Annotated in this window: 21 protein-coding genes and 1 pseudogene; 6 read left to right on the top strand and 16 right to left on the bottom strand. The window is 75.9% G+C overall.

What is annotated here, in order from left to right; genetic code table 11:
• Window positions 1–238: 238 nt before the first annotated feature.
• From MW084_RS00580 to MW084_RS00565, 4 genes are all read right to left on the bottom strand, one after another.
• Window positions 239–730, bottom strand: a complete 492-nt coding sequence (locus tag MW084_RS00580) for a DUF5709 domain-containing protein (protein WP_029553253.1) — start codon at window positions 728–730, stop codon at window positions 239–241.
• A gap of 210 nt (window positions 731–940) precedes the next feature.
• Complete coding sequence (locus MW084_RS00575) at window positions 941–1708, bottom strand: succinate dehydrogenase iron-sulfur subunit (protein WP_010468223.1); 768 nt, start codon at window positions 1706–1708, stop codon at window positions 941–943.
• Between the two features lie 480 nt (window positions 1709–2188).
• The gene (locus tag MW084_RS00570; RefSeq protein ID WP_010468224.1) at window positions 2189–3025 is read right to left on the bottom strand and encodes an MBL fold metallo-hydrolase; all 837 of its coding nucleotides are present in this window, start codon (window positions 3023–3025) and stop codon (window positions 2189–2191) included.
• Between the two features lie 384 nt (window positions 3026–3409).
• Window positions 3410–3838 carry an arsenate reductase ArsC gene (locus MW084_RS00565; RefSeq protein ID WP_010468225.1) on the bottom strand — a complete coding sequence of 143 codons (429 nt, stop codon included), beginning with the start codon at window positions 3836–3838 and terminating at the stop codon, window positions 3410–3412.
• 230 nt (window positions 3839–4068) lie between these two features.
• On the opposite strand from MW084_RS00565, the gene MW084_RS00560 reads away from it, so the two are divergent.
• The 4 genes from MW084_RS00560 to MW084_RS00545 all read left to right on the top strand — a co-directional run bounded on the left by MW084_RS00560 (window position 4069) and on the right by MW084_RS00545 (window position 8134).
• The gene (locus tag MW084_RS00560; protein WP_010468226.1) at window positions 4069–4377 is read left to right on the top strand and encodes an ArsR/SmtB family transcription factor; all 309 of its coding nucleotides are present in this window, start codon (window positions 4069–4071) and stop codon (window positions 4375–4377) included.
• Window positions 4374–5465, top strand: coding sequence for an ACR3 family arsenite efflux transporter (gene arsB, locus MW084_RS00555; protein WP_010468227.1), 1092 nt, complete (start codon window positions 4374–4376; stop codon window positions 5463–5465). Before MW084_RS00560 ends, arsB begins: the two co-directional genes overlap by 4 nt.
• A 376-nt stretch (window positions 5466–5841) precedes the next feature.
• Window positions 5842–6789 carry an RNA polymerase sigma factor SigJ gene (gene sigJ / locus MW084_RS00550; protein WP_010468228.1) on the top strand — a complete coding sequence of 316 codons (948 nt, stop codon included), beginning with the start codon at window positions 5842–5844 and terminating at the stop codon, window positions 6787–6789.
• Between the two features lie 133 nt (window positions 6790–6922).
• Window positions 6923–8134, top strand: a complete 1212-nt coding sequence (locus MW084_RS00545) for an NAD(P)/FAD-dependent oxidoreductase (protein ID WP_010468232.1) — start codon at window positions 6923–6925, stop codon at window positions 8132–8134.
• 66 nt (window positions 8135–8200) lie between these two features.
• Here the strand turns inward: MW084_RS00545 and MW084_RS00540 are convergent, their stop codons facing one another.
• Window positions 8201–9193: a GlxA family transcriptional regulator gene (locus MW084_RS00540; RefSeq protein WP_010468233.1), complete on the bottom strand. Its 993-nt coding sequence runs from the start codon at window positions 9191–9193 to the stop codon at window positions 8201–8203.
• A gap of 52 nt (window positions 9194–9245) precedes the next feature.
• Between MW084_RS00540 and MW084_RS00535 the strand changes: the two genes are divergently transcribed.
• A complete protein-coding gene (locus MW084_RS00535; protein WP_010468234.1) occupies window positions 9246–9641 on the top strand; it encodes a cupin domain-containing protein in 396 nt (131 codons plus the stop codon).
• Window positions 9642–9747: 106 nt separating this feature from the next.
• Here MW084_RS00535 and MW084_RS00530 read toward each other — a convergent pair whose 3' ends face one another.
• Window positions 9748–10626 (bottom strand): helix-turn-helix transcriptional regulator, encoded by an 879-nt coding sequence (locus tag MW084_RS00530; RefSeq protein ID WP_010468236.1) that lies wholly within the window; start codon window positions 10624–10626, stop codon window positions 9748–9750.
• Between the two features lie 1174 nt (window positions 10627–11800).
• Here MW084_RS00530 and MW084_RS00525 point away from each other — a divergent pair.
• Window positions 11801–12883, top strand: coding sequence for a YihY/virulence factor BrkB family protein (locus tag MW084_RS00525; RefSeq protein ID WP_039828637.1), 1083 nt, complete (start codon window positions 11801–11803; stop codon window positions 12881–12883).
• A gap of 118 nt (window positions 12884–13001) precedes the next feature.
• Here MW084_RS00525 and MW084_RS00520 read toward each other — a convergent pair whose 3' ends face one another.
• The 10 genes and pseudogenes from MW084_RS00520 to MW084_RS00475 form a co-directional block, all read right to left on the bottom strand.
• Window positions 13002–13802 (bottom strand): endo alpha-1,4 polygalactosaminidase, encoded by an 801-nt coding sequence (locus tag MW084_RS00520; protein ID WP_010468240.1) that lies wholly within the window; start codon window positions 13800–13802, stop codon window positions 13002–13004.
• Window positions 13799–14461, bottom strand: a complete 663-nt coding sequence (locus tag MW084_RS00515; RefSeq protein ID WP_029553254.1) for a spherulation-specific family 4 protein — start codon at window positions 14459–14461, stop codon at window positions 13799–13801. The genes MW084_RS00520 and MW084_RS00515 overlap by 4 nt, the downstream gene beginning before the upstream one ends.
• A pseudogene (locus MW084_RS00510) lies at window positions 14458–14622 on the bottom strand (NAD-dependent epimerase/dehydratase family protein); the annotation flags it as partial. The gene MW084_RS00515 and the pseudogene MW084_RS00510, both read right to left, overlap by 4 nt.
• 1 nt (window position 14623) lies before the next feature.
• The coding region (locus MW084_RS00505) for an SDR family oxidoreductase (protein WP_275563396.1) at window positions 14624–15379 on the bottom strand (756 nt) is incomplete at its 3' end.
• Window positions 15380–15385: 6 nt separating this feature from the next.
• Window positions 15386–16099 (bottom strand): sugar phosphate nucleotidyltransferase, encoded by a 714-nt coding sequence (locus MW084_RS00500; RefSeq protein WP_010468243.1) that lies wholly within the window; start codon window positions 16097–16099, stop codon window positions 15386–15388.
• A 31-nt stretch (window positions 16100–16130) separates the two neighbouring features.
• A complete protein-coding gene (locus MW084_RS00495) occupies window positions 16131–17132 on the bottom strand; it encodes a GDP-mannose 4,6-dehydratase (RefSeq protein WP_010468244.1) in 1002 nt (333 codons plus the stop codon).
• A 108-nt stretch (window positions 17133–17240) separates the two neighbouring features.
• Window positions 17241–18647: a hypothetical protein gene (locus MW084_RS00490; protein ID WP_029553255.1), complete on the bottom strand. Its 1407-nt coding sequence runs from the start codon at window positions 18645–18647 to the stop codon at window positions 17241–17243.
• Complete coding sequence (pelF, locus tag MW084_RS00485; RefSeq protein WP_010468246.1) at window positions 18644–20200, bottom strand: GT4 family glycosyltransferase PelF; 1557 nt, start codon at window positions 20198–20200, stop codon at window positions 18644–18646. The genes MW084_RS00490 and pelF overlap by 4 nt, the downstream gene beginning before the upstream one ends.
• A 193-nt stretch (window positions 20201–20393) precedes the next feature.
• Window positions 20394–22414, bottom strand: a 2021-nt coding sequence (locus MW084_RS00480) for a hypothetical protein (RefSeq protein WP_275563394.1), incomplete at its 3' end; no start/stop codon positions are given.
• A gap of 383 nt (window positions 22415–22797) precedes the next feature.
• Entirely contained in the window at window positions 22798–23325 is a 528-nt protein-coding gene (locus MW084_RS00475; protein WP_010468248.1) for a hypothetical protein, read from the bottom strand.
• Between the last annotated feature and the right edge of the window lie 570 nt (window positions 23326–23895).

The following is a 23895-nucleotide window of genomic DNA, read 5'->3' as shown; positions in this document are numbered from 1 at the left end:
GTGCCCCGGCGGCCGCCGGCCAACGCCCTGCTGGGCGTCCCCCTGAGCGCCCTCGACCGGGTGAGGGACCTCCTCCCCGCCGGCACCCGGGTGACGCGCGGCCGGGTCCTCGCCGCGGCGGGGGCCTGCCTGGGCGTCGTGTGGCTGGCCGTGCGGTGCACGCGGCGCGGCTGCTGATCCGCCCGTCGGCGGCCGGCCCCGGAGGCCGGGGCCGGCCGCCGACGGGCGGGGGGCGCGGTCAGTCGGAGCCGTCGCGGTCCGTGTCCGACGGCAGGTCGTCCCCGACCACGTGGACCGCGGCCTCCTCCGCGCTCGCGGCGCCCGCGTCGATCCCGTGGTCGTCGGCGACGAGTTCCTTGGTGGTGTCCGAACGGGCGCCCTCGTCCGGGGCGGTGAGGCGGCCCGCGCGTTCGCCGCCGGCCTCCGGGTCCATCAGCTCGCCCTCGCCTCCGGGCAGGTCCCCCAGGCCGTCCCCCACCGGCGGCGCCACGTCCGGGACCTCCTGGGCCAGGCGCTCGTCCAGGGACTCGCCCTCGTGCTGCTCCGCCGCCGTCGTACCGTGCTTGGTGACGCCCAGCGGCCTCTCCGGCGGCGAGTACCCCTCGTCGAGCATGTCGTCGTACGTCCGCTCCTGCAGCGCGTCCTGAAGGTCGAGCGGAGCGGCGTCCTCCTGCTCCTCGTTGCTCCCGGTCGGCTGGTAGACGTCGTCGCCCATCTGCCCGTCACTCATGGTGCCTCCTCGCATGGCGTCCGCGTGCGTCGATGCGTCAGCCGTCGGCTGACGCCAGCCGGGTTTCCCGGAAAGGCCGTCTGAAGCCTCCGCCGGGGACCGCCGGCGCCGGGGGACCGCCCGCCCGGGGCCGGCCCGGGNCGCGGGCCGCCGCGGCGGCGCGGGGGTGCGGCCCACGCCCGCGGCGGCCGGGCGGTCCGTACCCGGGGGTCAGTAGCGGCGCGTGATCAGCGCGCGCTTGACCTCGGAGATCGCCTTGGTGATCTCGATGCCGCGCGGGCAGGCGTCCGTGCAGTTGAAAATGGTGCGGCAGCGCCACACGCCGTCCTCCCCGTTGAGGATCTCCAGACGCTGCTCCGCCGCCTCGTCGCGCGAGTCGAAGATGAAGCGGTGGGCGTTGACGATCGCGGCCGGGCCGAAGTACTGCCCGTCGTTCCAGAACACCGGGCAGGAGGAGGTGCAGGCGGCGCACAGGATGCACTTCGTCGTGTCGTCGAAGCGCTCCCGGTCCTCCGGGGACTGCAGCCGCTCGCGGGTCGGCTCGTTCCCGGACGTGACCAGGAACGGCATCACGTCCCGGTACGCCTGGAAGAACGGCTCCATGTCCACGATCAGGTCCTTCATCACGGTCAGCGCCTTCAGCGGCTCGACCACGATGGGCTCGTCCGGTGTGACGTCCTTGATCAGGGTCTTGCACGCGAGCCGGTTCCTGCCGTTGATCCGCATGGCGTCGGAGCCGCAGATGCCGTGCGCGCAGGAGCGGCGGAAGGCCAGCGAGCCGTCCACGTCCCACTTGATCTTGTGGAGGCCGTCGAGCACGCGCTCCTTCGGGTCGATCTCGATCCGGAAGTCCTGCCAGAACGCCTCGTCCGACACCTCGGGGTCGAAGCGGCGGATCCGGAAGGTGGCCGTGATGTACGGCGACGCGGGCCCGCCGGTGTCGGGCCGACCGCCGTCCGCCAAGGTCGTGGTGCTCATGATTCTCTCCCAGTGCGCAGAACGGCGGCCGGGCCGGCCTGTTGCGCGGGTCGGGGACGTCCTCGTCCGAAGCCGTCCGGGACATTCGGGGCATTCGGGCACGAGCCTACGTCTTCGCTCCCGGCGCGGGTTCCCCGCTGGACGGGTGTCGCGCCCGCGGGCGCGGTGCTCCGCGGTGGGAGGGCCTTCCGGTTCACCCGAACGGGCGTGGTGCCCGACGGGCGCTCTCCCGGACGGGCCGTCTCGCGGAAGGGGCGCATCCCCGTCCGGAAGCGCCGTTTTCCGGAAGGGGCGGGGAGGCCGCGCCGCGGCACCGGTGGAGCGCTCCGCGGGCGCGGCGCCGGGAACGGCACGGACGCGGGGCGCCGGTGGCAGGGGCGCGGCGGCGGGTTCCGGACCGGCCCGGGTGCCCGGCGGGAGACGGTGCGGGCGGGGCGTGCGGCCCCGTGGCGGGCCGGTGCGGCTTCGGGGCGCCTCCGGTCAGGCCGCGGCCTCCGGCCCGACGGTCACCCGTTCGCCCGGAGCGCACCGCAGCAGGCGGGCCCCGTGGCCGCGGCGCCGGGCCTCGTCGAGGAAGTCCTCCAGCGGGGAGCGGAAGACCGTGTAGTCGTCGTAGTGGACGGGCAGGGCCCGGCGCGGGCGCAGCAGGTCCAGCAGGTCCGCTCCCTGCCCGGCGTCCATGGTGACGACCAGCCCGCCGGGCAGCGTCGTCCCGCCCAGGTGCAGGACGGCCAGGTGGATGTCCGGACACCGCTCGGCGATCTCCCGCAGACCGGCGTGGAACAGGGTGTCGCCGGACAGGTAGAGGACCAGCCGGGTCTCCCCCGAGCGGTCGCCGAACTCCAGCAGGCTGCCCATCACCGGCGGCAGCAGCAACCGGAAGGGGCCGGGGGCGTGGCGGCCGGGCAGCGAGGTGACGCGCACCGAGGAGTCCCCGTGCCGCAGGGTGCGGCTCTGCCAGGTGCGCAGGCCGGTGGCGCGGCGGAAGCCGTACAGGCCCCTCAGCAGGCGGCAGGCGTGCGGGGTGGTCACGAACGGCAGGCCCCGGTCCAGTCCGCGCCGGGCCACCCGGTCGAAGTGGTCGCCGTGCAGGTGGGACAGGACCACGGCGTCCAGGTCCGCGTGGGGCAGGTCCGCGACGTCGACGGCCGGCTCGGTCAACCGCCGCGACACCAGGCCGTACCCGAGGTGGGCCCGCTGCCCGCGGTGGAGGAAGTTCGGATCCGTCAGCAGCGTCAGCTCCCCGTAGCGGATCAGCACGGTGGCGTTCCCGACGAACAGGATCTCCGCGGTGCCCTCGGGCGGTGTGCGCTCCACGACCTGCTCCCTTCCTCACCCGTGGCCCCCGGTCCCCTCCCGCCCTCCGAGTGGTCCGCTTCCCCGGTGCTACACGCCCGCGGGCGGGATTCCGCGGCGACCGCCCTCCCGGCCTGTGCCCGCCCGGACGTTCCCGCGGGAACGGGGNNGTCCGGACGGGGGCGCCGCCGCGGCGGCGGGAGGCGGGCCGGCGCCCCGNNNCNNGCCGGGAGCCGCGGGTGCGGTCCGGGCCGGTGCGCGGCGACCGCGGCCGGACGGATACGGACCGGGCGCGGGCGGCGCGCCGGGCGGGGCGGCGTCGAGGGGCGCATCGGGCCGGAGCGCCGAAAGGGGTGCCGGGTGGGGCGGGGGGCCGGCGAGGGGCTCGCGCCCGTTCCGGCCGGCTCACGGGGCCGGTGTCCCCCGCCGGCCGTCGATCTCGGCGACGAGGGCCTCGACGCGGTTCCTGATCTCGTCGCGGATCGGGCGGACGGCTTCGACGCCCTTGCCGGCCGGGTCCTCCAGGGCCCAGTCGAGGTACTCCCTGCCGGGGAAGACCGGGCAGGAGTCGCCGCAGCCCATGGTGACGACGTAGTCGGAGGCTCGGACGGCCTCGGGGGTCAGGACCTTCGGCTCGGCGGCGGAGATGTCGACGCCGACCTCCCGCATGGCCTCGACGGCGGCGGGGTTGACCCGGTCGCCGGGTGCGGAGCCGGCGGAGCGCACCTCGACGCGGTCGCCCGCGAGGTGCCGGAGGAAGCCGGCGGCCATCTGGGAGCGGCCGGCGTTGTGGACGCAGACGAACAGCACGGAGGCGAGCGGAGCGGAGGACATGCGTTCTTCCTTCCTGGTGCGGGTGCGGGTGCGGGTGCGGGTGGCGGGTGGAGGGCGGTGCGGGCGGCGGGCGGTGCGGGGCCGGTGCCGTCGTCCGGCTCCGGCGGGCGGTTTCCGGCCCGGCCCGTGGTCGGGCGGCCGGGGGAGGCGGGCCCGCGAGGACCCCTTCGACGGGCCCGCGGGTCAGCCCCGGCTGGTATCAGCGTCGGGTGATGTGACAGTATCAGTCCATGATGACGTCAGTCGACGCTGACCTGATCCGGGTGCTGGCCGACCCGCTCAGGCTCCGGATCGTGACCCTGCTGGCCCGCGAGACGCTGTGCACCACCCACCTGGTGGAGGAGACCGGCGCGAAGCAGACCAACCTCTCCAACCATCTGAGAGTCCTGCGCGAGGCCGGGGTCGTCGAGACCGAGCCGTGCGGACGCTTCACCTACTACAGGCTCCGCCCCGACGTCATCGCCCAGCTCGCCGGGCAGTTCGCCGACCTGGCCGAACAGGCCCGTACCGCCGCCGACAACAAGAGGGCCTGCCCGTGACCCGCACCGAAGCCCCCGCGACGCCCCGGGAGCCGTCCGTCGCCGCCGGGCTCTCCACGCTCGACCGCTACCTCGCCGTGTGGATCCTCGCCGCCATGGCCGCCGGCCTCGGGCTGGGGCGGGCGGTCCCGGACCTGGACGACGCGCTGGCGAGGGTGGAGGTCGGCGGGATCTCCCTGCCGATCGCGCTCGGCCTGCTGGTCATGATGTACCCGGTGCTGGCGAAGGTCCGCTACGACAGGCTGGACGCCGTCACCGGCGACCGGAGGCTGATGGTCTCCTCCCTGGTCGTCAACTGGGTCGTCGGCCCCGCGGTGATGTTCGCGCTGGCGTGGGTCTTCCTGCCGGACCTGCCCGAGTACCGCACCGGGCTGATCATCGTGGGACTTGCCCGCTGCATCGCCATGGTGATCATCTGGAACGACCTGGCCTGCGGCGACCGGGAGGCCGCCGCCGTCCTCGTCGCGCTGAACTCGGTCTTCCAGGTCCTCGCGTTCGGGCTGCTCGGCTGGTTCTACCTCGACCTGCTGCCCGGCTGGCTCGGCCTGGGCGACGGCGAGCGCCTGGGCGTCTCGACGGGGGAGATCGCCTGGAACGTCGCCGTCTTCCTCGGCGTCCCGCTGCTGGCCGGGTTCCTGACGCGCCGCATCGGTGAGCGGAGGATGGGCCGGGAGGGGTACGAGTCCGGCTTCCTTCCCCGGATCGGCCCGTGGGCGCTGTACGGGCTGCTGTTCACGATCGTCGTCCTCTTCGCCCTCCAGGGCAGGACGATCACCTCGCAGCCCTGGGACGTCGCCCGGATCGCGCTGCCGCTGCTGGTGTACTTCGCGGTGATGTGGTTCGGCACCTTCGCGCTCGGCAAGGCCCTCGGCCTCGCCTACGACCGCACCGCCACCCTCGCCTTCACCGCCGCCGGCAACAACTTCGAGCTCGCCATCGCGGTCGCCGTCGCCACCTTCGGCGTCACCTCCGGCCAGGCCCTCTCCGGCGTCGTCGGACCGCTCATCGAAGTGCCCGTCCTCATCGCCCTGGTGTACGTCTCCCTCGCCTGGCGGCGCAGGTTCACCACCGCGCCGCCGAGTCCGTGACGCGGCACACCGACGCGGCGGGCGGTGCCCGGCGGCCGGGCGGGGCCGGACCCGGGGCGGGACACCGCCCGCGCCGCCGGGACCCGGACCCCGCCGGGAGCCGGGTTCTGTCCTCCACACGGTGATCGGCGGTAAGTTCCCCGTCCGGGTGGCCGGCCGTCACCAGAGGCCCCCGCACGCCGACTTCGACGTCCTCGCCGACCGGCCCCGCACCGGGCGCGGAACCCTCCCGAAAGGCGGTCGCCATGGCACAGCGCACCCGGCAGGCGGACGATCCGGCCGCCGGCGGCCCGGCGGCCGGGCGGCGACCGGTAGGCGGGTCCCGGGCCCCGGGGACCCCCGGGAGGCCCCGCGCCGCCCGGATAGGATCCGGGCCATGCCGCCGACCGTGGACGACGTGGACCGCTTCGAGGCCGCGAGGCCCCGCCTGGGGGCGATCGCCTACCGCCTCCTCGGCTCCGCGGCCGAGGCCGAGGACGCCGTGCAAGAGACCTTCCTGCGCTGGCAGGCCGCCGACGCCGAGCGCGTCGAGGTCCCCGAGGCGTGGCTGACGAAGGTGCTCACCAACCTCTGCCTCAACCAGCTCGCCTCGGCCCGCGCGCGGCGCGAGACCTACGTGGGGCAGTGGCTCCCCGAACCGCTGCTCGACGGCGACCCGATGCTCGGTCCGGCCGACACCGCCGAGCGGCGCGAGTCGGTCTCGTACGCGGTCCTCGCCCTCATGGAGCGGCTGTCTCCCGCCGAGCGGGCGGTGTACGTGCTGCGGGAGGCCTTCGACTACCCGCACCGGGAGATCGCCGCGATCCTCGACATCACCGAGTCGGCCAGCCAGCAGCTCCTCCACCGCGCCAGGAAGCACGTGGCGGACGGCAGGAGGGCCCGGCCCGGGGTCGACGAGGCCGCCGCCCGGCGGATCGTCGAGGAGTTCCTCACGGCGGCCACCGGTGGGAGGATCGAGCCGCTGCTGAGGCTGCTCACCGAGGACGCCGTCGCGATCGGCGACGGCGGCGGGAAGGTCCCGGCCCGCACCAGGCCCTTGGAGGGCGCCCTCGCGGTCGCGAAGCTCATGCGGGGCCTGTTCAGGCCCAGCCCGGCCAAGCGGGCCGTGGTCGGAGGCCCGGCGGAGGTCCACCTCGCGACCGCCAACGGCGGCCCCGCCGTCGTGGTGGTCGCCGGGGGCCGGGTCGTCGGCGTCCTGTGCCCGGAGGTCACCGCCGAGGGCATCACCGCCCTCCGCAGCCAGGCCAACCCCGACAAGCTGGTGCGCGCGACCGCGGTGTGGACGGCCGCCGACCGCGGGGAGCCCCTGCTCCGCGCCTTCTGACCGGGCGCGGGACACCGCCGGGCCGATGTGACGTGCTTCACATCGGGTTCCTGTCAGGAAACGCGGGGCTGCCCGGTTCAAGGGGCGCAACCGCCCGTCACGGAGGGCGGACCCGCGCAGACAGGAGCAGGGAATGCAGCACCGCATCATCGTCCTCGGCGCCGGCTACACCGGTGCCGCCGCCGCCGGCCGCCTCGCCAGGCGGCTCCACCCCGACGACGTCGCCGTCACCGTCGTCGACGCCGAGCCCGACTTCGTCGAACGCGTCCGGCTGCACCAGCTCGCCGCCGGCCGGGAGCTGAGGCCCCGGTCCTTCGGCGAGATCTTCGCGGGCACCGCGGTCGAACCGAGGCGCGCCCGGGTCACCGGTGTCGACGTCGACCGCAGGACCGTCGCCGTCGCCGACGCGGACGGCGGTGCCGGGGAACTGCCGTACGACACCCTGGTGTACGCCCTCGGCAGCGGCTGGGACGACCAGGGCGTCCCCGGCGCGGCCGAGCACGCCCACGAGATCGCGAGCCGGGCCGGGGCGCTCCGCCTGCGCGGGCGCCTGGCGGAACTGGGCGCCGGGCAGGCCGTGGCCGTCGTCGGCGGCGGCCTCACCGGCCTGGAGGCCGCCACCGAGATCGCCGAGGCCCGCCCGGACCTCGCCGTCCACCTGGTCACCCGCGGCGGCCTCGGCGACGGGCTCTCGGACAAGGGGCGCGGGCACCTGCGGAGGGTTCTCGGCAGGCTCGGCGTCACCGTGCACGAGCACACCGCCGTCACCGGTGTCGAGGCCGACCGCGTCACCACCGCCGGCGGCCGGGCCGTACCGGCCGCCGTCACCGTGTGGACCACCGGCTTCGCGGTCCACCCGATCGCCCGGGCCACCGCCCTGGAGGTCGACGGCGCGGGCCGGATCGCGGTCGACGGGACCATGCGCTCGGTCTCGCACCCGGACGTGTACGCCATCGGAGACGCGGCCCTGGTGACGGGCCCCGGCGGCAGGCCGCTGCGGATGTCGTGCGCCACGGGCGTCCCCACCGCGTGGCAGGCCGCCGACGCCATCGCGGCACGCCTCACCGGCGGGAAGGTCCCGGCCGTGTCGATCCGCTACTTCAACCAGTGCGTCTCGCTGGGCCGCGCGGACGGGCTGATCCAGTACGTCACCGCCGACGACCGCGCCGTCGACACGGTCCTGACCGGCCGGTTCGCCGCCCGCTACAAGGAACTGGTCTGCAAGGGCGCCGCCTGGGGCGTCGCCCACCCGACCCTCGGCCTGCCGGTCCGCCGCCACCGCGTCGTACGGGAGGCGGCCCGGACGGGCCCGGCCGCCGGGGCACCGGTCCGGTCCGCCCGGTAAGGCGGGCGGCCGGGGGGCGCAGCGCGGAGCACGTCCTCGCGGTTCGGCCGAGGGGGGCGCCCGCCGTCAGTCCGCCGCCGGCCCGAACCGGCGCCGGTACGCCGACGGGGTGATGCCGGTCGCGCGGCGCATCACCGTGCGCAGGTTGGCGGCGGTGCCGAGCCCGCTGCGCCGCGCGACCACCTCGAAACGGGACTCGCCCCGCTCGATCAACCGGCACGCGAGGGAAAGCCGTTCCCCCGTGAGCCACGCCAGCGGCGTCGTGCCCAGTTGCGCCCGGAAGCGGCGGTGCAGCGTCGCCGGGCTGACCGCCGCGCGTGCCGCGAGGCCGGACACGGTGAGCGGTGCGTCCAGCCGCTCCTGGGCCCAGGCCAGGACGGGGGCGAGGGACTCGTCCGGCAGGTCGGGCACGGGCCGCTCCACGAACTGCCGCTGCCCGCCGTCCCGGTGCGCCGCGAACACCAGCCGCCGGCTCACGGAGCCGGCGACCTCCGCCCCGTGGTCGCGGCGGACGACGTGCAGCCCGAGATCGAGCGCGGCCGCGCTCCCCGCGGCGGTGAGGACGTCGCCGTCGTCCACGAACAGCACGTCCGGTTCGAGCCGGACGGAGGGGAAGCGGGCCCGGAAGGAATCCGCCCACTGCCAGTGGGCCGTGGCCCGGCGCCCGTCGAGGACCCCGGCCTCGGCCAGGGTGAACGCGCCGCTGCACAGACCGATCAGGCGCGCGCCGCGTGCGTGCGCCCGCCGGACGGCATCGAGCACGGCGGGGTGGTGAGGCGCCTCGACGTCCGGGCGGTTGGGGACGATCAGGGTGTCCGCCGTGTCGGCCGCCTCCAGGTCGGCGACGCCCGTGAGGGTGAAGAACCCGTCCCGCATCGGGGTGCGGGGCTCGGGGGAGCACAGTGCGAAGTCGTAGAGGTCGCGGCCGATCTCCGGTCTGCGCAGGCCGAACACCTCGATCGCGCAGCCGAGTTCGAAGGGGTTGGAGTCCTCGTCCACGACCACGACGACCCGGTGCAGGCCCTCCGGGCGGACCGCGTGCGAGGATCCTTTCGCCATATGCGATTCCTAGCACTCACGCCCGCCGTGCGAAACCGCCCAGGGTGGACGCATGAACAGCGAACCCGTCCTCCTCGCCGAAGCCCTGGCCTCCTTCGACGCCCTGTGGAGCCCCCGTATCGTCACGCGCGTGAACGGCTACGACGTCCGCGTCGCCAAGGTCGGGGGCGAACACGTCTGGCACGTCCACGACGACACCGACGAGTTCTTCCTGGTACTCGAAGGCGAACTGCGCATCTCCCTGCGCGAACCGGGCGGGGAGCGCACGGTCCTGCTCCCCCGGGGGGCGGTCTTCACCGTCCCCCGGGGCACGGAGCACAAGCCGTACGCCCCGTCGGGCGCCGCGATCCTCATGGTCGAGCCCGCCGGGACACCGAGCGTGGGCGACCGCCACGACGAACTCCCCGACCACGTGGAGTCGACGACCGGCCACGCACTCGGCACCTGAGCCGACGGGCTCCACCGCGCACTCCCTCCCGGCGCCGGCCCCGCCGGTTCGGATCCGCCGGCGGTTCGGATCCGTCACCGGCTGCCCGGTGCCCGGAACCGCCTCACTACGCCCGGCGGGTCTCCGTGGCGTCCCCCGAGCCGGAAGCGGGCAGGAGGCCGGCCTGCTGGGCGCGCAGGACCGCGCCGAGGCGGTCGGCCGTACCGAGCTTGCGGTAGAGGTTCTGCAGGTGCTTGTGCACGGTGCGGGCCGATATGCCCAGGCGGCGGGCCATCGCCGTCGCGGGAAGGCCCTCGGCGAGGGTGAGCAGGACGGCGTGCTCCCGCGGCGTCAGCCCGTACTCGGCGGGCGGGACCGGCGAGGGCGACGGGGCCGGCGCGGGCGGGGCGCTTGGTCCGGCGGCCCGGTCCGGCGCCGGCCGGTGCCGGGCCAGCAGGTGGCGCTGGGCCGCGGCCGCCGAGAGGAGGGGCTGGACCCGGGCGGCGTACCGGCGTTCGGGGTCGGAGAAGTCCCGGCCGTCGCGGTGGACGATGAACCCGCGCACCGGACCGCCGGTGCCGGGCGCCGTCAGGGGCAGTGCCAGCGCGTGCCGCGTGCCGAACACCGCACGCGTCGCCCGTGCCGTCTGGCTGCGCAACCAGGCGGCCTCGCCCGCGAGTTCCCCCGCGGTGCGCGGAGCCCGGTCGCACGGCACCCGCAGGTAGTGGCCCGCGAACGGGTAACCGGCCCTGATGCGGTGCAGGGCGCCGTCCTCGGCGACCGTCGAGAACCGGAGCCGCCGGGTGCGGTCCTGCGGGCGCCAGAACCCCACGGAACCGCTGTGCGGGCTCCACTCGGAGTCCTTGTCCACGACGACCGCCGCGTCGAGGGCCCGCAGCAACTCCTGGACGACCAGGCGCCACAGCTCCTCGGAGTCGTGCGTGCGCAGCACGCCGACGGCCAGGTCCAGCATCGCCTCGTAGTCACTCGTGTGCAGACGCGACACGATCCTCCCGCTTCCCTACGCAGTTGTACCCATGGCGGCGTCCCGGCCCGGCCTGTGAAAGTGGGAACCGGCGGAGGGCCTGCGCGCCCGCCCACGGGAGGGCGCGCACCGCCTCCGTCCGGAACCACCGTGACGAGACCCGCCCGGACGACGAGGACGAACATGTGACGCACGCGCACCGCCATCCGTTCCCCCCGTCGGCACGGTAGTCCCGACGGCCGCCGTGCCCACGGGCACCGCACCGGCCCGTCCGCACCGGTTCCGGCGCCACCGCGTCTCCCGCACCGGCGACCCCGGCGGCGGGAGGGCGGTCGCCCGGACCGGCTCCCCGCCTCCGGCGCGACCCGCGCCCGTGGCGCCGGGTACCACCGGAGGGTCCGCCCGCACCCGGCGCGTCCCGGGCGACGGGCGGGTGGAGGCGCCCGCACGACGGCCCGGGGTGACGGGGGCCCACCGGTGAGCGCCGCGCCCGGCCGGGGGATGCGGGCGCGGCGCTCCCGGCGGAGACGGGCGCGCCCGGGACCGCAGGCGGTGCGCGCCGTGGACCCGACGCCCCGACCGGCGGCGACACCGCCGGGAAGGGCGTCCCGACGAAGGGAGCACCTTTCGATGACCACCCGATCGGAGAAGACCCGCCACCGCACCGGCCGCCGTCGCTCCGGACCCGGCTCGGGGGAACCGCGCCGGCACTCCCGCACGGGCCGGGCCGGGCCCGCCCCCTCCACGGGGGCGGAGGGCGACTCCACGGCGACGAGCGCCCCCGGACACCGGACCCCCCGGGCGGCGACGCCGGGCTGACCACCCGGCGCGACGGGAACCGCTTCCCAGTCGCGCCTCCGGTCGCGCCCCCTGGTGCGCCCTCCCNGCCNNNNCNCACCNNANNCNCCCCACNNCAGNGTCCGCCCCNGCGGATCCCGCTTCCGGGGGCGCCCCCGCGGGCCCCACCACCGCGGAGGCGCCCCCGTGCCTGTCCGGCTCCGTACCGGATCGCGACCGGGCGCCGGCCCACCCGGACCGCTCATGCCCCGGCCCTCCCGCCCGCGCGCCGCGGTGGCGGGAGGGCCCGGCGTGCGGTGGCGGCTCCGCTCCGGCCCGCCGGTACGGCCGGAGAACCTGCAAAGCATGTGTATGGGGAATCTGTTTTCGGTCCCGCGAGGGCGGTTACCCATCTGGCATGGCATCGACATCACAACCAGACGAGCACCGCAACAGCCCTGCCCAGAGCGGTTCCGAGCGGCACCGGGGCGCTACGGACAGTGAAGGCGGTGCCCACCGGGCGCCCGGTCCCGGACCGGCCCCCGAAGTGGAACGCAAAGCGCCGGACGAGCTGTCCGAGATGCCGAAGCAGTCGTGGCGGGCGGTGCTGAAGCGCACGGTCGCGGAGTTCAAGGACGACGAACTCACCGACCGGGCCGCGGCCCTGACCTACTACGGCGTCCTCTCGCTCTTCCCCGCCCTGCTGGTGCTGGTGTCCCTGCTGGGCATCGCGGGCAAGTCCGCCGTCCAGCAGGTGATGGACAACCTGCAGAAGCTCGCCCCCGGCCCCGCCCGGGACATCATCTCCAACGCCGTGCAGCAGCTGCAGGGCAGCGGCACCGGGTCGCTCATGGCCCTGGTGGGCCTGGCGCTGGCGGTGTGGTCGGCCTCCGGCTACATCGCCGCGTTCATCCGCACCTCCAACGCCGTCTACGACATGCCCGAGGGACGCCCCGCCTGGAAGGTCCTGCCCCTGCGCCTGGTCCTGACCGTGGTCCTGATGGTGCTGGCGGTGGTCAGCGCCCTGATCGTGGTGTTCACCGGGCCCCTCGCCCAGAAGGCCGGCAACGCGCTGGGCATCGGGGACACCGCGCTGACGGTGTGGTCGATCGCCAAGTGGCCGGTCCTGGTCCTGCTGGTCACCATCATGATCGCACTCCTGTACTGGGCCGCGCCCAACGCGAAGGGCCGCGGGTTCAGGTGGATCACCCCCGGCAGCTTCCTGGCGCTGCTGCTGTGGATGGCGGCCTCCGCCGGCTTCGCCCTGTACGTCGCGAACTTCGCCTCCTACAACAAGACCTACGGCACCCTGGCCGGCGTCATCGTCTTCCTGGTGTGGCTGTGGATCACCAACCTCGCGATCCTGCTCGGCCTGGAGTTCGACGCGGAGATGGCCCGCCAGCGCGCCATCGACGGCGGACACCCCGAATCCGAGGAGCCGTACGTGAAGCCCCGCGACACCGCCAAGTGGACCGAGGAGGACCACCGCCGCCTCGACTGAGCCGATGCCCCGGACGGACGGGCCCTCCCGCGGGCGGTGCGCGGGAGGGCCCGCCCGCCGCGCGGCAGGCGGTCAGCAGGGCCTGCGCCAGGCGGTCAGCAGGGCCTGCGCCAGGCGGTCAGCAGGGCCTGCGCCAGGCGTCCAGCTCCGGCTTCTTGAGCATCGACGACAGCCGCAGCTCCCTGGCCACCGGGCAGAAACCGGCCGTGGACCCCGTGTACTCCACGTGGAACACCGCCTTGCCCGCCGCGGTGAACGGCCCGAGCAGCGCGCACTCGCCGTACTGCGCGCACTCCTCGTTGACCGCGAAGTCGAAGTGGTCCAGCAGCTGCGGGATCTGCGCCAGGTCGTTCTTGAGGCCCACCGCCAGGCCGCGCTCGTGCGCGATGTCCGCGATCATCCGGTTGTAGCGGAGCTGGTCGTCCGCCGTCAGGGGGAAGCCGGTGTCCTCCGTGAAACCCTCGACGAGGTCGGGCTCCACCGCGTCGAACCCCTTGTCCCGGCACATGTCGAACCGGCGCTCCATGAGGGGGCGCAGGACCGACACCCGCCGAATGTCCAGCCACCGCTCACCGCGCCAGCCGTTGGCCCTGCCCAGGACCGAGCGGGGGAAGGCGTGCCGGTCGGGGCGGAAGTCCTCCCAGGCGCCGACGTTGACGTAGCAGATCACCCTGCGCCCCTCCCGGTGCAGGCGCGCCACGTCGGAGGCGGTGTTCTCGAAGCCGTCGATGTCGTAGACGGGCACGTCGACGGACGGGTCCACCCTGCCGTCGAGCTGCCACTGCCAGGCCAGCCCGGGGCGCGGCCGCCACACGGCGCGCACGGGCGTCCCGTCGGCGTCCCGGTGGCCGCCGGAGCACCCGGCGAGGACGGCCGCCAGGGCCAGGACGGCGGCGAGGACACCGGCGAACCGCCTCACCGGTCCGCCTCGGCCAGCGCGGGCGTCAGCCCGGACCAGGGGTTGGGCGGCCCGCCCGTCACCGGCCCGCACACCCCCGCGCCCCGTTCGCGCGCGGTGCGCACGGCGAGCGGCACCAGCGGCCCGGGCACCCCGTAGACGAGGTGGCAGAGCCGCTCGGGCGGCTGCCGCACGGCCCACGGGGGGCGGCTGAACGCCGACACGTACGTGGACCAGGGCCCCTCGAAGGTGACGGTCAGGTCGGCGAGCCGCATATAGCCGGGAGCGGGGTGGACGCCCGGGTTGAGGACGACGGTCGAGGCACCGAGCCGGCGGGCGGACCGCACCAGGCGGCGGCAGGCGGGCAGCCCGTGCGCCCCGGCGGTCACCCGGTCCAGGAAGCAGCCGTCCACCGCGTACCACTCCCGGTGCCTGCGCAGGTCGGCGACGACCTCCCCGGGGTCGCGCGAACCGTAGTCCGTGTCGACGTAGCCCAGCAGCCGGGCCCCCGCCGCGCGCAGCGCCCCGGCCGCGGCGGCGAACGCCGGATCGGGCGAGCGGCCCGGACCGCTCGCGGGGTTCAGGACGACGGCGTGGACGCGGTCGGCGCGGGCGGCGAGCCGCTGCCACGCGGCCGGGTCCTCGGCCGGGTGGACGTACAGGGGGACCAGGAGGCTCATCGCGCCGGCACCCCTCCGGGGCGGCGGGGGCGGCCCGCGGCCGCCCACAGCGCCGCCAGCGACTCGCCGAGGGAGCGGGACGGCTCCCAGCCGAGGGCCTCGCGGGCGGCGGTGACGTCGGAGCACTGCCACGACACGCGCCCGGACCGCGCGGAGCCGCCNCCCGCCCTCCTCGACGATCCGCCCCCGGAAACCGGCCGTGTCCGCCAGCCGCCGCACCAGTTCCCGCACCGGGACCGCGTCGCCGCCGCCGATGTTGAGGACCGGCGGGAGGCCGCCCGGCGCGGTGGCCGCGAGCAGCGCCGCCCGCGCCACGTCGCGTACGTCCACGAAGTCGCGGTGGGCGGACAGGTCGCCGAGCCGCAGGGCCGCGTCCGGGTCGTCCCCGGCGTCGGCGAGCAGGGCGGCGACCCGGCCGGGCAGCCCCCCGGCCGGTGCCCCCGGGCCCACCGGGTTGCCCACCCGCAGCACCACCGCGTCCAGGCCCGACGAGGTCACCGCCACGGTGCCGGCCAGCTTGGTCGCGCCGTACGGGGCGGCCGGGCGGGTCGCCGCCGACTCCGCCACCCGCCGGCCGGGCGTGCCGGGACCGTACTCGGCGGCCGACCCCAGGTGGACCAGGCGGGCCGCGGGCGCGGCCTCCCGCAGGGCCGCGCAGAGCACGGCGGGACCGCGGGCGTTCACCTCCGCGAGGGTGACGGCGTCGCCGCCGGTCGCCCCCGCGCAGTTGACGACGGCGTCGGGCGCGACCCGTGCCAGCGCCTCCGCCAGGGCCTCCGGGCGGTCCGACGCGAGGTCGACGGGGACCTCGGCCCCCGAGCGGCCGCCGAGGACCACCCGCGTGCCCGGCAGGGCGCGCAGCTGTCCGGCGACGTGACCGCCCAGGTAGCCGGTGGCGCCGAGAACGAGGATGCGCATGTGCGTTCAGGCTCCCTTGAGTAGGAGCGACCTGCGGCTGGTGAACTCCGCGTTGGCCCGGTCGTAGTCGTCGGGGCGGCCGATGTCCAGCCAGTAGCCGTCGAAGTCGTAGGCGTACGGCGGGCGCCCGGCGGCGAGCAGGTCCAGCACCAGCTCGTCGAAGCCCAGGGGCAGGCCGGGCGTGTAGTCCTCCAGCGTGGACCGCGAGACGCCGTAGACGCCCATGGACACCCGGTAGTCGATGCTGGGCTTCTCGGTGAAGGCGACGACCCGGCTCGCGTCCGTCGTCAGCACCCCGAAGTCGATGTGCACCTTGCGGGCGTGGGTGGCGATGGTCAGGGGTGCGCCCGTCTCCTCGTGCCGGCGCAGCACGTCGGCGTAGTCGAGGTCGGTGAGCACGTCGCCGTTCATGGCCAGGAAGGTCTCCGGCAGGCGCTCGCGGAGGGCGAGCAGCGGGCCCATGGTGCCCAGCGGGCTCTCCTCGGTGGCGTAGTCGACGCTCATGCCCCACTGCGAACCGTCGCCCACGTAGGCGCGGATGATCTCGCCGAGGTGGCCGATGGCGAGGGTGCAGCGGGTGAAGCCGGCCGCGGACAGCTGGCGCAGCACGATCTCCAGGATGGCGTGCTGGTCGCCGATGGGGACGAGCGGCTTGGGCAGGGCGGTGGTGTACGGCCGCAGCCGCACGCCCTTTCCTCCGGCCATGATCACTGCGTGCATGGGATGCCTCCTGCGGGTGCGTTCCGTGGGGTCAGATGTTGTAGATGCCGGTCTTGTAGCGGGCCAGGTTGGCCGGGTCGCCGAACCACTCCACGGTCCGCGCGAGCCCCTCCTCCAGCGAGCGGAGGGGGCGCCAGCCGGTCGCCGCCGTCAGCCGGGTCGCGTCGGCGACGAGCCGCATCACCTCCGAGGCCGCGGGCCGCAGCCGCTCGGGGTCCTCGCGCACGTCGAGCGGGGCGTCCATGACCTTGCCGATCAGCGCGACCAGGTCGCCGACGGAGATCTCCCCGCCCGTCCCGGCGTTGAAGGTCCGGCCCACCACCCGGTCGGCCGGCGCGGTGCCCACCGCGAGGAACGCCCGCGCGGTGTCCTCCACGAAGGTGAAGTCCCGGGTGGGGCGCAGGTCGCCGAGGGTGAGGGTGCGCCGCCCGGCCGCCACCTGGCCGATCACGGTCGGGATCACCGCGCGCATCGACTGGCGCGGCCCGAAGGTGTTGAACGGCCGCAGCGTCACCACGGGCGTGCCGAAACTGGCGTGGTAGCTGTCGGCCAGCCGGTCCCCGCCGGCCTTCGACGCGGCGTACGGGGACTGGGTGTTGATCGGGTGGTCCTCGGTGATCGGCACGGTCCGCGCGGTGCCGTACGTCTCGCTGGTCGAGGTGTGCACCAGGCGCGGCGTCCCCAGGGCGCGCGCCGCCTCCAGCACGTTGAGGGTACCGGTGACGTTGGTGTCCACGTAGCTGTGCGGGGCCCGGTACGAGTAGGGGATCGCGATGAGCGCGGCGAGGTGGTACGCGCAGTCCGCGCCGTCGAGCAGGCCGCGCACCGAACCGGGGTCGCGCACGTCGCCGAGGACGACCTCGACCTGGTCGAGCACGTCGGCGGGCAGGGTCTCCAGCCAGCCGTAGGAGGAGAACGAGTTGTACTGGGCCATGGCCCTGACGCGGTGTCCGGAGGCGACGAGCGCCTCGGTGAGGTGCGAGCCGATGAACCCTTCGGCTCCGGTGACGGCGGCGAGCGGTGCGGAGGTCAAGGTCGGTTCCCTTCGTCTGGTGGTACGGCTGGGGCGCCGGCGTCCCGTGGGGCGGACGGGCGGCGTGGTCGGTGCCGGCGCGGTACGGCGGCGGGGCCGCGCGGGCGGTCAGGCGTGCGGTGAGGGCCTGCCGAGCAGGAGGACGGCGCAGGCCGCCAGGCACGCCGCGGCCGCGCCGCAGGCCAGGGGCAGCACCGCCGGGCCCGGTGGCAGGCCCAGCCGGACGACCGCCCCGGCGCAGCCCGCGGCCAGGGCGCAGAGCACCGCCGGCGGCCAGGCCACGCCGAACGCCTGCAGGAGCAGCGCGAGCCACAGGGTCGCCGCGAGCGGCAGCAGCGTGACCGGGTCGGAACCGGTGAGCAGCGCCGCGGGCAGCAGCGGCGCCAGGTAGGCGGCCAGGCACAGGGCGAGGACGGCGGCCGAGCGGAGGAGGAACGCCCCGGGCGTCGCGCTGCGCCGCAGCGCGGCGACCGACCAGCCGCGGTAGCGGTACAGGAGCCACTCGGCCGGGCCCATGCTCAGGGTCAGGGCGATCATCGCGTACGGGTGCCGGAGGCCCTCCAGCACGACGAGCACCGCCGCGGCCAGCCCGAACAGGCCGTAGGGGAGGGAGGCGCGCAGACGCGGCCGCGGCCCCCCGGGGGCGGCCGGGGCGGCCAGGCCGGGCCGCAGGACCCGTGCCGCGGCGGCGAGCGAGGCCGACAGCACCAGCGCGGGCAGACCGGCCCGCAGCACGGGGCCGGGCTCCCACCACGGCAGCACCGCGGCGCCGGCGGCCAGCGGAGCGAGCACGGCCAGCAGCAGCCGCTCCCGGCCCAGCACCAGCAGCACCCCCGCCGAGGCCAGGTATAGCGACTGGGCCGCCGCGACCGCGGTCGCCGGCCCGCCCCCGGCGACCAGCGCCGCGACGCCCGTGGCCGCCGCCGCGCCCAGCGCCGCCCCGGTCAGCAGCGTGCGGGCCGCCTCCCGGGGCCCCGCCACCAGCCGCAGGTGCGCGCGGTGGCCCAGCGCCTGCCCCCACGCCCAGGAGACGAGCCCCGCCGCGATCAGCGCGGGGGCGTGCCGGTCGACGCGCCACAGCGGGGCGGTGAGCAGGTACGCCAGGGCCGGCAGCGCGAACAGCACCCCCCGCAGCAGGCACCGCGCCGTGTCCGGCCGCCAGGGGTCGGGCGCGGCGGGCGGCTCGGGGAAGGACCGCGGCACCGCCTCGTACAGCGCCGAGGCGAGGGAGAAGAGGTTCCGGTGGCCGTACCGGTCGCGTATCAGCTCGGCGGAGAACCCCTCGGCCTCCAGCAGCGCGGCCACCTCGTACGGATGGACGGCCGGGCCGATGCGGTCGGCCAGCTCGGAGGCGAGCCGGGCGACCGCCTCCCGGTCCGGGACCTGCCGCGGCAGCCGCAGGGCCAGGGTGCTGTCGTCGCCCCGCAGGAGGCGGGGCCGGCGCGGCCCGGCGAGCCGCAGCGCCAGCGTGTCCCCCTCCGCGCCGCCCGGCTCCAGGGACATCGGTCCGCTCACAGCGCCACGCTCCTCGTCTCCGCGCCGGCCGGGGGCCGCGTTCCCGGCGGGTGGTGGCCGGCGGCCCGCAGCGGGCCGACCGCGGGGAGGTCCGGCTGCCGCGCGGCCGTCCGCCCGGCCGACAGCTCCTGGTAGATGGAGCGGAAGGTGTCGATGGTCCGGCGCAGGGTGAACTGCTCGACGACCCGCAGCCGGGCCGCCTCGCCCATCGCCCGGCGCCGCGCCGGGTCGCGCAGCAGCTCCAGCGCCGCGGCGGCCATCGCGGCCGGGTCGCGCGGCGGCACCACGAGCCCGCTGTCGCCGACGGCCTCCCGCACGCCGCCCACGTCGGTGGAGACCGTCGCCCGCCCGCACGACATGGCCTCGATCAGCGTGAACGGGAAGCCCTCGCTGATGCTGGACAGCATCACCACGTTCCCGGCGGCGTAGGCGTCCCTGATGTCGTCGACACGTCCTTCGAACGCCACCGCGTCGGCGTGCCCCAGGTCGGCAGCCAGGGCCTCGCAGCGTTCCCGGTAGCCCTCCCCGCCCCGGGGCGTACCGCCGAACAACCGCAGCCGCGCAGCGGGCAGCTCGGCCCGGACGAGGGCGAAGGCGCGGATCAGGGTCTCCAGGTCCTTGATCGGGTCGACGCGCCCGGCCCAGCTGAGGGTGGGGGCCTCGGGCTCCGGCCCGGCCGGGGGGAAGGCGGCGGGGTCGACGCCGTTGTAGACGGTGCGGATCGACGCGGGGTCGGCGCCGCCCTGCTCCTCCCAGAGCCGGTTGTACCGGTTGCCCGGGGTGATCAGCGACGCCCGGCGGTAGCTCTCCTCCGCCAGCAGCCGGAAGAAGCCCAGGATCACCGCCTTGACCGGCCAGCGGTAGGGGGCGGTGCGGTAGCCGAGGTAGCGCTCGCGGAGGTACACGCCGTGCTCGGTCAGCAGCAGCGGGACGCCGTGCCGTTCGAGGGCCGCCAGCCCCGGCAGCACGGCGACGCCCCCGCTGACGGCGTGGGCGACCCCGTGCTCGGGCGGCGGCGCGGACAGGGGGCGCAGGGCGTGTTCGAGCAGGGCGGTGGCGGTGAGCGCGTCGTGCAGGGTCGGCCGCGCCTCGCGCACGGCCAGCCCCGGGCGCACCCACACGGAGGCCAGGATCCCCACCGCCGCGTCGCCCCGCAGGAAGGGGCCGAGCAGCCCGTCCGCCGCCGCCCGCGCCAGGCGGTACAGGGCGGGCGCGAAACCGTCCTCCGCGCCGGGGTCGACCAGCGCGGTCAGGAACCGCTCGTAGGCGCGGGCGAGCCGGTTGCGGGAACGGCCGCGCGGCGGGCGGCCCGGCGGGGGCTGGCCCCACATGGGCACCGTGAGCACGCCGGAGACGTGCCCCGGCAGGTCCCACACGACCGGCTCGCGCCCGGTGCCGGTGACGGCGATGACGTCGAAGTCGACGTCCGGCATGCCGGTGACGAGCTGGTCGCACCAGACGCTCACCCCGCCGTGGCTGTGCGGGTAAGTGCCTTCGGTGAGCAGGGTGACGCGCGCCGCGCCGGAGCGCCGCGCGCCGTGGACAAGGTGCATCGGTGTGCTCCACGGCCGGAGTGCGGGGGTGGTCGTACCGGTCCCGGCCGCGGGCGGGCGGCCGGGACCTCGCTGCCGGTGCGGCGGTCAGCCCGCCGGGGCGGGGGAGACCGGCTCGGCCACGCCCTCGGGCACCCGGGCGTACGGCGCCGGGGCGGTGGCCGGCGCGGCGCCGTCCGGGGNGGCNNNGNCNGGGGCGGCGGCCGGCAGGGTGAGGACGAGCGGCGCGGTCCCCGGGGACGTCCAGCCCGACCGCGCGCCCGCGTAGGACTCGCCGAAGGCGGAGCCGTCCCGCGCGGTGCCTTCCGGGGCCGTCGCGGGGACCGCCGTGCCGCCCGGCGCCTCGACGGTGACGGTCCCGCCGATCCGGTACGCCGCGACCTTCCCGTCCCGTACGGCGGCGCGCCACGCGGCGCGCCGCCGCAGTTCCTCCCCGATGTCCCTCATCCGCAGGTTGACCACCGGGGTGTCGTCCGCGAAGAGCGCGCGGTAGGAGGTGAGGACACCGTCCAGGACGGGGTAGGCGATGCGGTCCTCGGCCAGGTTCGACTGGTGGATGAAGTGCGGCCTGGGGTCGTTGGCGAGGACGTGGCCGAGGGCGATCCGCCGCTCCAGCGGCACGATGTGGTCGGCGTAGCCGGTGGCGGTGTCCAGCGGGGCGGGCAGGCAGGTGGTGGTGGCCGGGTTGTCCTCGCAGATGCCGCTGCCGCCCTGCGCGCGGCTGGTGTAGATCCAGTTGTACTCGTCGACCTGGTCGGCCGCCCGCCCGGCGTTGTAGAAGATGTTCATCGGGTGGCGGGGGACCGTGACCGCCGGGCCGACCCGGCGCTGGCCGGGCTCGCGGGAGTTGTCCGAGGCGAGCCAGGAGACGCGGTTGTCGCCCAGGGCGAGCGCCAGGTTCGGGTTGTCGGCCGGCTGCTGGGGCAGCACCCGCAGCCCGGAGTGCTCCCCGGTGACCAGCTCGTCGTCCTCCAGGGGCAGTCCGGCGGTCCGGCCCCAGACGCGGTTGAGGGCGATCTCGTCGGAGACGTCCTCCCGGCTGACCCACTTGGTGCTTCCGTCCGCGTGGGTGGCGCACCGCCAGGGCACCGCCGAGGTGTCCTGCTCGCAGCCGAGGAAGGCGTGGGTGTAGGTGTGGTTGATCCAGCGGAACGCGCCGCGCTCGGCGACGAGCCTGTCGGCGAGCGGGTCGGCGCCGCCGTGGTCCTGGCGGTGGTCGACGCTGCCGGCGCCGTTGTAGGCGAAGTCCAGGGTGAAGCCGTGCCTGCGCTGCCAGGCGACGGCGTGGTCGACGTCCTGGGGCGTCATGCGGATCGGGTCGGGCGGGATGCTCGGGTCCGCGCAGTCGACGTCGCCGGGCGTGCAGTTGAGCCGGGAGTTCCAGCGGTCGTCGGCGGCGAGGACGTCGTCGACGTGCACGGCGAAGTAGTTCCGGGAGGAGCCCAGGTGCACACCGCCGGTCATCCACCGCACGATGCCGCGGGCCAGCAGCCGGAACTGCTGCTGGTGCCGGTTGTAGACGAAGGTGACGACGAGCTCGCGCCGCCCGTCGTGCCGGTACTCGCCCACCAGCGAGCCGCGCCTGGTCGTCCCCGGGATCGGCGCCTCGACGTACGGGGTGAAGTCCGCACCGGCGGCCGGCGTCGAGAGGTAGGCGTAGCTCTCGCCCACGGTGGGGGAGTTGTCCTCGAACGGCACCGGGCCGTCGAGGTAGCCGAACGGCCCCGAGCGGCCGGCGTCGGTCACCTCGGCTTGTACGCCGTCGACCCCGCCGGAGTAGCCGCCGTACACCGGGTACTGCAGGCCGGCCTCGGGGCGGGCGTAGGTGTAGGCGTCGACCTGCGGGATGCCGTAGGCCCGCTCGTAGGACACGAGCGCCGCCATCTCCGGGGAGCCCGCCGGGAAGGGGTTGTCGTTGGGCAGGACGACGGCCTGGAACCTGGCGCGCTCCCGGCCGTCCACGGTGTCCGCGAGGTAGCCTGCGTCGATCACGGGCCGGTCGGCCCGGGTGAGGTCGATCTCGGTGTACGGCGTTCCCGTGGCGTCGAGTTCGGCCGCGATGGCGTCGGTGGCCGGGCCGCCGTCGCTCACCACCAGCACCCGCAGGTCGATGCGGGGAGCCGGGGTGCCGGCGTGTGCCGCCGTGGTCGGCGTGCACAGGGCGGCGACGAGTGCGCCCGCCGTGAGCAGGGTGGTGCGTATGGGCCGCTTCATGCGTGCCGTCCCCTCCAGAGCAGGGTTGGGTACTGCTCCGTGGAGCGGCCGTACCCCCCGCGGCGCCGGCTCCCCTCGGAGGCCGGTCGCCGTCGTATCCGTTGCGTCACATCGTGATGCCCTCGTGTAGTTCCTGTGGCCATCTTGCGAAATCTGACGGAAAAGACCGGGCGTGCGACGGCCCTCCCGCGACGGCGGTTCGCGCCCCGGCGGGGTGCGGCGGTTCCGGGCGGCGGCCCGAGGGAGAGGTGTCCTCCCAGGTGGGGGAGGTACGACACACCGGCGGGCCGTCGGGGCCCGCCGGTGCGACTGCCGCCGGCGCGGACCGGTTCACCGGGCGCCGCAGGTCGGTTTCAGGTCATCGCCTCGCCCGGCGCGGTCCGTCAGGCGCAGAGGACGCGGGTCTCGGGCGTGTAGACCGGACCGCCGCTGACGTTCGTCCTGTCGCTGAACTCGGCGTAGAAGTACGAGTAGAAGCCGATGTTGCCGTTGCAGCCGGAGTCGGGGGCGATCTGCAGCGTCAGGGTCACGGTCCGGCTCTGGCCGGGCGGGATGGGGGTGCCGTAGTTGCCGCCGAGGTCGGTGCGGCCGGTGCCGGAGCAGGGGGTGGGGCCGGTGGGCGTGGCGAGGCTGCACCCGGTGAAGGCGTACTTCAGGTCGGGGCGCTGCGTGGTCAGCCACGTGGGGTCGAGGGTCTGGTAGACGAACCAGAGGTCGTAGGTCTTGTTGTTCGTCAGCGTCATCGACAGGTTGACCGTGCCGCCCGGCGTGGTGGTGGCGGCGTCGCTGGTGAAGGTCAGCCCGGCGGGGGCCGGTTCGGCGGCGGTCGCGGAGGGGGCCAGGCCGAAGACGGCCAGGGCGAGGGCGAGGACGGCGGTGAGACCGAAGCGTCTCGTGAAGGGTGATCGCATGCCCCGGGAGGCTAGACAGGGGCGGGCGCGGCGTCTGCCCCGCGTCGGCGTCCCGCTCCGGGAACGACCGAAAGTGTTCCTCCCGTGGAGGCGGTGCGGCGAAAGTGTGGCGGGTGGGTGCGGAACCCGTACGCGCACGGTGGGGCCGGTGCGCCGGGACGGCCATGGAGCCCCGGAGCCCGGCTGCCGGGGCGGAGCGGTGGTGACGTCATTGGCGCGTACCGGCCGCCCCGAACGGACACGGGCGGTGGCGCCGCACCCGGCCGGGACGGGCGCCGACGGCCGGGCCCGGCGCGCCGCACCCGGCCGGGACGGGCGCCTGCCCGCCGTCCGGCGGCCGCCGCGACCGGGTACCGCGCCGCCGGGCGGGGCCGTACGGTCCCGGCGCGTGCGGCCGTCCGCGGGGGGACCGGCCGGGCAGCCGGTACGGCCTTCGGGCCGCCGTTCCGGCCGCCGTTCCGGCCGCCGCCGCGGCGGCCCGCGGGTCCGCGCGCCCGCGGACCGGACGGGTGGCGAGGCTGGTGGGCCGGACGCGAGGACCGGGCTCGCGGACCGGGTTCCGCCTCCGCC

Source organism: Streptomyces sudanensis (assembly GCF_023614315.1).
Lineage (GTDB): Bacteria > Actinomycetota > Actinomycetes > Streptomycetales > Streptomycetaceae > Streptomyces > Streptomyces sudanensis.
The sequence above is the reverse complement of the archived record's forward strand: the minus strand, read 5'-3'. Positions and strand labels throughout refer to the sequence as shown.